The organism is Desulfosarcina sp. (assembly GCF_041551955.1).
Lineage (GTDB): Bacteria > Desulfobacterota > Desulfobacteria > Desulfobacterales > Desulfosarcinaceae > Desulfosarcina.
On the sequence record NZ_JBFELV010000166.1, the window covers coordinates 1 to 9,839 of the forward strand.

Annotated in this window: 9 protein-coding genes and 2 pseudogenes; 7 read left to right on the forward strand and 4 right to left on the reverse strand. The window is 60.2% G+C overall.

Features of this window, described 5'->3' with window-relative positions:
- The 4 genes and pseudogenes from ABYV26_RS13560 to ABYV26_RS13575 all read right to left on the reverse strand — a co-directional run.
- Positions 1 to 369 (reverse strand): annotated as a pseudogene (locus tag ABYV26_RS13560) (IMP cyclohydrolase); the annotation flags it as partial.
- A gap of 97 nt (positions 370 to 466) precedes the next feature.
- Positions 467 to 1,153: a hypothetical protein gene (locus ABYV26_RS13565; RefSeq protein ID WP_372681833.1), complete on the reverse strand. Its 687-nt coding sequence runs from the start codon at positions 1,151 to 1,153 to the stop codon at positions 467 to 469.
- 163 nt (positions 1,154 to 1,316) lie between these two features.
- Positions 1,317 to 1,970 (reverse strand): HD domain-containing protein, encoded by a 654-nt coding sequence (locus tag ABYV26_RS13570; RefSeq protein ID WP_372681835.1) that lies wholly within the window; start codon positions 1,968 to 1,970, stop codon positions 1,317 to 1,319.
- A gap of 100 nt (positions 1,971 to 2,070) precedes the next feature.
- Entirely contained in the window at positions 2,071 to 2,769 is a 699-nt protein-coding gene (locus tag ABYV26_RS13575; RefSeq protein ID WP_372681837.1) for an MBL fold metallo-hydrolase, read from the reverse strand.
- 325 nt (positions 2,770 to 3,094) lie between these two features.
- Here ABYV26_RS13575 and mraZ point away from each other — a divergent pair, with 325 nt between their 5' ends.
- The 7 genes and pseudogenes from mraZ to mraY all read left to right on the forward strand — a co-directional run.
- The gene (gene mraZ, locus ABYV26_RS13580; RefSeq protein WP_372681838.1) at positions 3,095 to 3,541 is read left to right on the forward strand and encodes a division/cell wall cluster transcriptional repressor MraZ; all 447 of its coding nucleotides are present in this window, start codon (positions 3,095 to 3,097) and stop codon (positions 3,539 to 3,541) included.
- 3 nt (positions 3,542 to 3,544) lie between these two features.
- Positions 3,545 to 4,483, forward strand: coding sequence for a 16S rRNA (cytosine(1402)-N(4))-methyltransferase RsmH (gene rsmH, locus ABYV26_RS13585; RefSeq protein WP_372681840.1), 939 nt, complete (start codon positions 3,545 to 3,547; stop codon positions 4,481 to 4,483).
- Positions 4,483 to 4,842, forward strand: a complete 360-nt coding sequence (locus ABYV26_RS13590) for a hypothetical protein (RefSeq protein WP_372681842.1) — start codon at positions 4,483 to 4,485, stop codon at positions 4,840 to 4,842. The genes rsmH and ABYV26_RS13590 overlap by 1 nt, the downstream gene beginning before the upstream one ends.
- Positions 4,839 to 6,575 (forward strand): peptidoglycan D,D-transpeptidase FtsI family protein, encoded by a 1,737-nt coding sequence (locus ABYV26_RS13595; RefSeq protein ID WP_372681844.1) that lies wholly within the window; start codon positions 4,839 to 4,841, stop codon positions 6,573 to 6,575. The genes ABYV26_RS13590 and ABYV26_RS13595 overlap by 4 nt, the downstream gene beginning before the upstream one ends.
- Positions 6,572 to 8,107, forward strand: a complete 1,536-nt coding sequence (locus ABYV26_RS13600) for a UDP-N-acetylmuramoyl-L-alanyl-D-glutamate--2,6-diaminopimelate ligase (RefSeq protein ID WP_372681846.1) — start codon at positions 6,572 to 6,574, stop codon at positions 8,105 to 8,107. Before ABYV26_RS13595 ends, ABYV26_RS13600 begins: the two co-directional genes overlap by 4 nt.
- 4 nt (positions 8,108 to 8,111) lie before the next feature.
- Positions 8,112 to 9,557 carry a UDP-N-acetylmuramoyl-tripeptide--D-alanyl-D-alanine ligase gene (gene murF / locus ABYV26_RS13605; protein ID WP_372681848.1) on the forward strand — a complete coding sequence of 482 codons (1,446 nt, stop codon included), beginning with the start codon at positions 8,112 to 8,114 and terminating at the stop codon, positions 9,555 to 9,557.
- Positions 9,554 to 9,839, forward strand: a pseudogene (gene mraY / locus ABYV26_RS13610) (phospho-N-acetylmuramoyl-pentapeptide-transferase); the annotation flags it as partial. The gene murF and the pseudogene mraY, both read left to right, overlap by 4 nt.

Genomic DNA, 9,839 nt, shown 5'->3' on the forward strand with positions numbered 1-9,839 from the left:
GATCACCGCCGTGGGCCGGCCTGTGAAGTACCTCAGGATATTGAGAGAATTGTCGGCATCGGTGAGGTTGGTCTTGCCCGGGTGCTTACCGGACTGTAGCAGTTCGATCTCCGATGCCAGGTACTGGCCGGGCTGGATGGTTTCGGTTTCTCCGAGGATGAGGTTGCCGTTGACCATGCGGTACAGGGCCGCCTCCTGGCCGGGGTTCTCGCCATAGCGCAGCCCCTTCTGAACAGCGTCGATGGTCCAGGTCACTTTTTCGTAGAACAGGGTCTGCCGTCGGTCCCTATCGACAAAGCTGATCTCCATGTTCGGGGGAAAATGGTCGTCCATGATGGTGCGGTACATTTTTTTCAGATCTTCAGCCATGGTAATTCTCCTTGGTTTAAAAAGGGTCCAAGGGGTCGAGGGGTCCAGGGGTCAAGCAAACTCAACAAACCCAACGAACTCAACAAACCCAACAAACTCATGAATTCTCCAATTGATATTCTTTCTCGACAGCCGCGAAGGCGGTGTCGGCCAGATATCCGGCGATAGCCGCGTCGTAGGCGGCAGTGTGGGCGAACGCCTTGCGGGCCAGCCGGTAGCGCAGGGCCAGGCCGATGCTCCCCTTGCCGGCAGCCATCCCCTCGACAATCTGCCCGTAGTCGCCGGGATCCACCACCGATGCGACCCGGATGAAGTTTTTGGCCGATGCGCGGATCATGCACGGCCCACCGATGTCGATGTTGCCGCGGGCCTGCTCCGGCGTGACGCCGGCCTTGGCAATGGTCTCTTTGAATGGGTAGAGATTCACCACCACCATGTCGATGGGCACGCCCCCGGTTCGTTTCAGATCGGATTGGTGGGCATCGTTGTAGGTCTCGGTGAGAAGTCCGAGGTATATCTTGAAGTCCAGGGTTTTTACCAGCCCCCCCTGAGTCTCCGGTTGGCCGGTATAGTCGGCCACCTGCGTGAGACAGGCGTCGGCTTCTCCTCTCAGGATGTCCCGAAGCCGGGCAAAGGTGCCGCCGGTGGAAAATATCCGTATGGTGGGGTTGATCGCCAGCAGCCGGGGGACGAATGTCTCCAGCCCGCTTTTATCGGAAACGCTGATCAGCACGTGGTTCACGCGCACCGAGTCGTCAATTTTCTCTACCTTGTTCATGGTCATGTCGATTCACCTTTTGTGAAGTTATGAAATATTCAGGTTCAGACGGTTTCGTAAAAGGTCCGAGATCAAGGCTTGCCAATCCCGAGGAAGGAGGCGTACTGATCGTACGCCGCAGTGACGAGGGATGAAGCGTAACGCAGATATCGGACCTTTTACGGAACCGTCACCTTTCGCCTTCGTATTCTTCTAAGAACCGGTCGAAAAAACCGGCCATGAACCGGTGTCGCTCGTCGGCCAGGCGCCGGCCGGTATGGGTAAGCATACGGTCCCGGATTTTGCAGAGTTTCACCAGATATTCGCGGTATCCCGTGTCGTCGATGGAGTAGGCTTTTGCCTGGGCCACGTCCACCTCCGGGCTGTGCAATCTCGCGCCCTGTTCACCGGCAAACAAGAAAGCCCGCGCTACGCCAACGGCACCGATGGCATCCAACTTGTCCGCATCGAACAGCACTCTGGCCTCCACGGTTCGCGGGGTGGCTCCCCGGCGAAACCGGTGGGCGGCGATGCAGTGGATGATGTTCTCCCTGCGGTCGCCGGCCAGGGGGTGGGCGCTCAACATCTCCCGGGCCATGGCGGCACCTTTTTCCGCGTGGCAGAGCGTGCCGTTGGCCCGGTCCTGGTGCCCACGACCGATGTCGTGAAGGTAGGCGGCGGCCTCCGTGACCAGCAGGTCCGCCCCTTCGGCTGAGCCGATGCGTCGGCAAAGCCGGTGTACCCTCAAGGTATGGTCCCAGTCGTGGCTCCCCTTGGCCTGGGAGAATTGAGCCTGGGCCTGTTTCCGGATGCATGCCAGGATCGGGGCAGCGGATTCGGTCATGATTCGTGCATCGCCGGTCTATGCGTCCTCGGGTCGCAAACGGACGGTCGGCCCACCGGGAGGATTTTCAAAGCCGTCGCAATCGCTTTTACTTCTCGTCTCATTCGACGGACATGATGCTTTCCCACCGCTGGTACTCGGTGCCTGTCGGCAATCCTTTCGATTCCAGCAGACGGATGATTTCCGGGTCGTTGAACCGCAGGTAAGGGTTGACGGCCCGTTCGTCGTCCAGGGTGGAGGTCACATGGTTCTTGTCGTAGCGGCCGGCGTAGGCGTCGATGGCACGGTTGTTCGGGGTCAAGTGCCGGGCAAAGGCCAATGACGCCGCAACATAATCGTGGCCGGCATAAACGCGGGTGGCTCCCGGATAGTCCATGAGCAGACGTATAGAGCGGTAAAAGGCCTTCAAGTCTCCGGAGAAGCAATTGCCCACCGTGCCGTTGAACAGGGTGTCCCCGGTAATCAGACAAGCATCGGTGGCAAAGGTGACTGAATCCGCGGTATGGCCCGGGGTCAGGCGGACGGTCACGGTTTCGCCACCCAGGAGGAGGGTGTCGCCGTCAGCGAACCGGCGATAGTCGAGGTGAACGGCCCCTGCTGCCTTGGCCAGCTGCAGGGTGCCGGTGGTATGGTCGCCGTGGCCATGGGTGTTGGTCACCGTTGTCAGGGCCAGGCCCCTTTTCCGAACAAAAGCCATGATCTCATCCACGGCGCCGCCGTCGATGGTCAGTGCACGGGTATCGGCATACAGGAGATATCCCAGATTGTCGCCGCCGTAAAAAAATTGCTTGATTTTCAATGGGCTGGTTTCCGCCGTGGGTTTATGCCGGAGTTAAAATGGATTCTGCATTGATATCGATATATTAAACTGCGAGTTCAGGCAACAAAAAAAGCGCCGCCGGTCGTCTGCGGGGCAATGCTCTGGCGGTCAGCGTCAAAGCGGGTTCAGATCGACATATTGATCCACTTTGCTCCACCTTGTTGACGATTCGGTTGATTTGTGTTTAACAATCAAAAATTATTACTAAAATAATAAATCCTAAAAACATTTTTTTCTTGACTAATCAGTAATTTTATACTTTTATCCAAAGATAGTGGATCAAAGTGGATAAAAATGGTGAAAAATGTTTCGGGGAAGCTCCTTTCATACCATTGACCCAAAAGGGCGGATTATCGTTCCAGCTCGGTTTCGGGATGTGATCAAGGCCAGCGGAATCGACAGCATCATGATCACCCGCATGGACCGCTGCCTTTTTGCCTACACCCACGACCAATGGGGCAAGCTGGAACAGAAAATACTCCATCTGCCCGAAAAAAGCGAGGCCATGCGCCGATTTCAGCGCACATTTATCGGAGGGGCACATGACTGCAAGTGTGACGCTCAAGGGCGTGTCTTGATTCCGCCTTTTCTGAAGCAGTATTCCAAGCTGGACAAGGAGATCGTCCTGGTTGGTGTAACGGCCCGCTTTGAGATTTGGTCACGGGAAAACTGGGATCAGGAAAACGAATTGATGGAAGAGGACATGCGCAACGACCAGGTTCGGCGCGAGATCGCCCAACTGGGGATTTAGCCTATGTCCAACTATCATGTCCCCGCCATGCTCGAAGAAGCGGTGGACATGCTTGCATGCCGGCCGGGCAAGATTATCGTGGACGGCACCCTCGGCGGCTCCGGACACGCCCGGCGAATCTGTGAGCAAATCGGTTCCGGCGGCGTCTTTATCGGTGTCGACCAGGACAAGGACGCCATTGACCGGGCCCGCAGGATCCTTCCCGCCGACGAACGCCGGATCCATATCGTTCACGGCAATTTTGCAGACTTGCCGTTGTTTCTCTCTGAATTGGGACTCGAAGCCGTGGATGGTATCCTCATAGACATCGGACTTTCCCTGCATCAGATCGAGGCCAGCGGACGCGGTTTCAGTTTCAACCGGGATGAACCCCTGGACATGCGCATGGATGTCCGGTCTGACGTCACGGCGGCCGATCTGCTGGCATCCATGGACGAACGGGAGCTGGCGCAGACGTTCAGCCGTTACGGTGAAGAGCGCTGGGCCGTGCGAATCGCCCGGCATCTGGTCGCGCAGCGCAAGACCGGTGCGGTGACTACCAGCGGCCAACTGGCCCGCCTGGTGGCGCAAGCGGTTCCGGCCGCCGCGGCGCGTAAACAGAAGATCCATCCCGCCACCCGGGTTTTCATGGCCCTTCGTATTGCCGTGAACCGGGAACTGGAGGTGCTGGATCAATTTCTGGAAACGGCGGTGGATCTGCTCAATCCGGGAGGCCGCCTGTGTGTGCTCTCCTTCCATTCCCTGGAAGATCGGATGGTCAAACACCGCTTCCGGGCCTTGGCGCAACCGTGCACGTGTCCGCCGGCGTTTCCCCAGTGTGTGTGTGGCCGTCAGGCGAGGGTGCGGTTGCTGACGCGCAAGGTGCTGCGTCCCACCGATGCGGAGATCCGGAACAATCCCATGGCTCGCAGTACACGCTTGAGAGCCGTGGAAGCGTTGTGATGGCGGCGGCAAGCAACACCCGTCGACCCGGGTTGGAAATCACGGCCAGGGGGGGGCAGGGCAGCAGCCGAAACCGGCGGTTGCGGCCGGCGAGAAAAACCATGACCGGCCTCTGGATTGTGTTGATGGTTCTGTTTTTTGTGGAGGCCCTGTTTTACGCGTGGTGCCGGGTTCAGTGCGTCAATGCCGGATATGGCATCGACAGGGAGAACAGTCGACACCAAGCCCTGGTCAGGGAGCGGAACACCCTGAGGATTGAATTGGCCCGGCTCAAATCGCCGGAGCGGATCGAAACCATTGCCCGGTCCCGTTTGGGGCTGGTCATGCCGGATGTGCAGCAGAAGGTGATGCTTCCATGACAACCACGGCTACCATACGGACTCGGCTGCGGGCAGGAATCGTCGGGGCGCTTTTTCTGACGGCCCTTCTGGCCATCAGTGCACAGGCGATCCGCCTGCATGTGTTCGAAGGCGCATGGCTTTCCGAGCGGGCGGCCCGTGAGTATGAGCGTGCCATGCTGGTTCAGGGTAAACGGGGTGCCATCACCGATCGCAACGGCAGCCCGCTGGCCGTGAGCATCGACAGCCCGTCGATTGCCGCCTTTCCACGCCAGATGACGGATCGCCGGGCGGCGGCCAAGCAGTTGGCCAGGGCCCTGAATCAGCCCCTGCGAGAGGTGGTCAGGAAGCTGGATCCCGAGCGCTCCTTCGTGTGGCTCAAGCGCCAGGCCACGCCGCGCCAGGCCGAAACGATTCAAGCGCTGGGCATCAAGGGGGTCGACTTTATCACCGAGCACAGCCGCTACTACCCCAACAAAACGCTGGCGGCTCAACTGGTGGGGTTTTCCGGCATCGACGGCCACGGTCTGGAGGGAATGGAGTTTTATTTCGACGCCACCTTGAAGGGTGGTGAGCAGGAGATCACCATCCTCAAGGATGCCTTGGGGCGGCGGTTCGAGGGAGCAGGCATGCCGGTAGATCTGGCCGGGGGCAACAATGTGGTCCTGACCATCGACCGGACGATCCAGCACATCACCCAGAAAGCCCTGGATGCTTCCGCGACCCAATACGGCGCCCAATCGGGCATGGCCATCGTCATGGCGCCGGCCACCGGTGAGGTGCTTGCCCTGGCGCACTATCCTTTTTTCAATCCCAACAGCTACGGATCTTTCGAGAGGAAGTTGTGGCGAAACCGAGCGATCACCGATCCGTTCGAACCCGGTTCCACCATGAAGATATTCAGCGTGGCGGCGGCCATCGACAGCGGCGTCTGTTCACCGTCCACCATCTTTTTCTGTGAAAACGGGGAATACCGGATCGGCAGGAACACCATCCACGACACCAAATCCCACGGGTGGCTGTCACTGCAGCAGATCGTCAAGTACTCGAGCAACATCGGATCGGTAAAAATGACCGAAAAGCTTGGGGCTCGTCAGCTTCACGCGTATCTGGACGCTTTCGGCTTCGGCAAGCGGTCCGGCATCGCCTGTCCCGGTGAAACGGCGGGCAGCCTCAGCCCGTTCAAGTCCTGGTCCGCCATCGATACGGGGGCCATCTCGTTTGGACAGGGCATCTCGGTGTCGGCGATTCAGTTGATTGCGGCTGCATCGGCCATTGCCAACGACGGTATGCTCATGAAACCGATGCTGGTCAGAGAAATTACCGACCGCAACGGAGGGACGGTGAAACGTTTTTCTCCGGAGCCGGTTCGGCGGGCGGTGTCTTCCCACACGGCCGCTACGGTGCGGCGGATCCTGAAGACCGTGATCACCGAGGGTGGCACCGGGGTGAACGCGGCCCTGGAGGGGTACTCCGTGTGCGGCAAAACCGGTACCGCCCAGAAGATCGACAGCAGCGGCACCTATGCAAAGGGGCGCTACCTATCATCCTTTTTGGGTCTTGTCCCGGCGGATCAACCGGAGTTGGCCATCCTGGTGCTCCTGGACGAGCCGACGGTCCAGTCCTACGGCGGCATCGTGGCGGCACCCGCCTTTCGCCAAATCGCACTGGAAACGCTGAGTTACCTCAATATCCCGCCGGGACCCGATGCAGATCGACTGCGGGTATCCCGGGGAAACAGGGCTAACGGATGAGGCTTTCATCGCTTATGGATCAGCTGAGCGTCCAAGAGGCAACCGGTGCTAACCCGTCCTCGGACCCCAATGTTACCGCCATTTGCTACGATTCGCGCAAAGTGACCCCGGGAGCCGTGTTCGTGGCCATCGAGGGGTTTGCTGCGGACGGTCATCGCTTCATCCCAGAAGCTGTCAAGCAGGGTGCGGTGGCCGTGGTTTGCCGCACACCGGTGGCGGTCGACGCGGTGGTGATTCGCGTGGCGGATCCCCGGGCGGCACTGGCTCAGTTGTCCTGCCGGTTTTACGGTCAGCCTGCAGACCGGCTGGCACTGGTGGGCGTTACCGGCACCAGCGGCAAGACCACCGTGACCTACCTGCTGGAGCAAATCCTTGAGAAGGCCGGCCATCGACCGGGTGTGGTGGGCACGATCAACTACCGCTATGCCGGCCAGGCGTTCACCAATCCGGTTACCACACCCGAATCCTTAGAGCTTCAGGAGATGCTTCGGCAAATGACGGACAGTGGGACCACCCATGTTGTCATGGAGGTCTCTTCCCATTCTCTGGAGCTGCATCGCGTCGACGGCTGTCACTACGATGTGGCGATTTTCACCAATCTGTCCCAGGATCACTTGGATCTTCACGGCACCATGGACCGCTATTGGCGCAGCAAAAAAAGGCTGTTCAGCGAACATCTGAAACCGGCGGACAGCGGCCATCCGATCCGCGCCGTGGTCAACACGGACGACCCCAGGGGGAGAGAACTGGCTGCGGCCCTGGGGGCCACGGTTCTGCGAACCGCTGTAAATGGAGACGGGGACGTCGTTCCTCAGGGCGTGGTTCGCGACCTTTCGGGCATTCGCGGCGGCATCGCCACGACCCATGGTACGATTCCCTTCGACTCACCGCTGGTGGGGGATTTTAATCTTGAAAACATTCTCAGTGCCGCCGGAGCGGCTCTGGCCCTGGGAATTCCGACGGCGGCCATTGCCGCGGGTATCGACACCACCGGGTGTGTGCCCGGTCGGCTGGAGCGGATTCCTGAGGGGGGCGACCGCTATATCTTCGTGGATTATTCGCACAAGCCGGGCGCGCTGGAAAACGCCATCTCGGCCCTGCGGGCGCTCACGGCGGGGCGCCTGATTACCGTTTTCGGATGCGGCGGGGATCGGGATCGCTCCAAACGACCGGTCATGGGAGCAATCGCTGCCAGACTCAGCGACCTCACCGTGGTGACGTCGGATAACCCGCGGTCGGAGGACCCACTCAGGATCATCGACCAGGTGGAATCAGGGGTGCGGGAGGTCTGCACCCGACGACTGTCGACCGATGCATTGACCGCCGGGTGGCGCAAAAAAGGCTATCTGGTCGAGCCGGACCGGCGAGCTGCCATCGCTGCTGCCATCGCTGCTGCCGATGTCGGCGATGCCGTGTTGATTGCCGGCAAAGGACACGAAACCTATCAGATTCTGGCTGGCGAAACGATTCATTTCGACGACCGGGAAGTGGCTCGCCAGGTGCTGGCCGCCACGAACGAGGCCGGAGCATAAACCCATGAAGCCATTCGGGTGGACGACGGAACAGGTACTGACGGCAACCGGCGGATCCTTGGTTTCAGGATCGGCGGACATGACCTTTGCCGGCATCGGTATCGATTCGCGCACGATCGGTCCGGATGATCTGTTTGTGGCCATCGCGGGTGAAACTCACGACGGGCACCGCTTTGTGGCCGATGTGCTCGATCGCGGCGTCAAGGGCGTGGTGGCGGGTGACGACCAGGTGGCCTCTCTGCCCATGGCACGAATGGCCGCCGCCCAGGCTGCCTGCATTGCCGTGGCCGACACCACCCTGGCCCTGGGAGCGATGGCTCGCTTCAACCGTAACCGGGGAACCCTCAAGGTAATTGCCATCACCGGGTCCAACGGCAAAACGTCAACCCGCATGCTCATGGAACAGGTGATATCCAGGACCTTCCCGACACTGAGCACCAGCGGCAATCTGAACAACCACATCGGTCTGCCGCTGACGCTGTTCCGGTTGACACCGGGACACCAAGCCGCCGTACTGGAACTGGGCATGAACCACGCCGGTGAAATCACCGGTCTGGGCCGCATCTGCGAGCCGGATGTGGGCGTGATAACCAATGTGGGGCCGGCCCATTTGGAAGGGCTGGGCACCATCGAAAACGTCGCCCGGGCCAAGGGAGAACTGCTCCACACCATCCGCCCCGGCGGTACGGCCATTCTCAACGCCGATGATCCTCGCGTCGCGGCGATGGCCCACGATCTGGACCGTCCGGCGATGCTATTCGGTCTAGCCGGTGCGGCGCAGGTTCGGGCAAGCGATGTCCGTCTCACCGAAGCGGGCATTGCCTTTACCCTGACCACGCCGTCGGGCAGCACGGCGGTGACCTTGGCCACCCCGGCACGGGTAATGGTTTCCAACGCCCTGGCAGCGGCCGCTGCCGGCGAGGTCATGGGCGTGGCCCTGGAGCATATCCAGGCGGGCCTGGAAACCTTTTGCCCCCAGGCCGGGCGCATGGGCATCCGTAGGCTCGGCGGTGACCTTCACCTGGTGGACGACACATACAACGCCAATCCCGCCTCTATGGTTGCGGCCATCGAGACCCTGGCGCTGATGCATGGCAACCGCCGCACCATTGCCGTGCTCGGGGACATGCTGGAGCTGGGACCGCAATCGGTGAACCTGCACCGGGAAATCGGCCGGGCTGCCGGTGATGCCCGGCTCGATCGTCTCTACATCGCCGGCAATTTCGCCGCTGCCGTGGCCGACGGCGCCATGGACCGGCAGATGAAAGCCGAGCAGATCTTTTACGGAACCAAGGCGGCGATTATCGACCAGTTGAACCACGACCTGCAAGCCGGGGACCTGATCCTGGTGAAAGGGTCCCGCGGCATGGCCATGGAGGCGGTGGTCGAGGCTATTGTCAGCTGGGCAAATCGGAAAAACGAAGCGCAAAGGCGCGATACCCTGAGATGATCTATCACCTGCTATATCCGCTGCATACGACCTTTGCAGCCTTCAACGTGTTCCGGTACATCACCTTCCGGACCATCTACGCCAGCCTGACGGCCTTTTTAATCTGTTTTCTGCTTGGGCCCTGGGTGATTCGGCGTCTTGCCATGATGCAGGTGGGGCAATACATCCGGGAGGACGGGCCCAAGGACCACCTCAAAAAAGCGGGTACACCCACCATGGGCGGCGTACTGATCATCTTTGCGGTGGCCGGTTCCACCCTGTTGTGGACCGATCTGACCAACC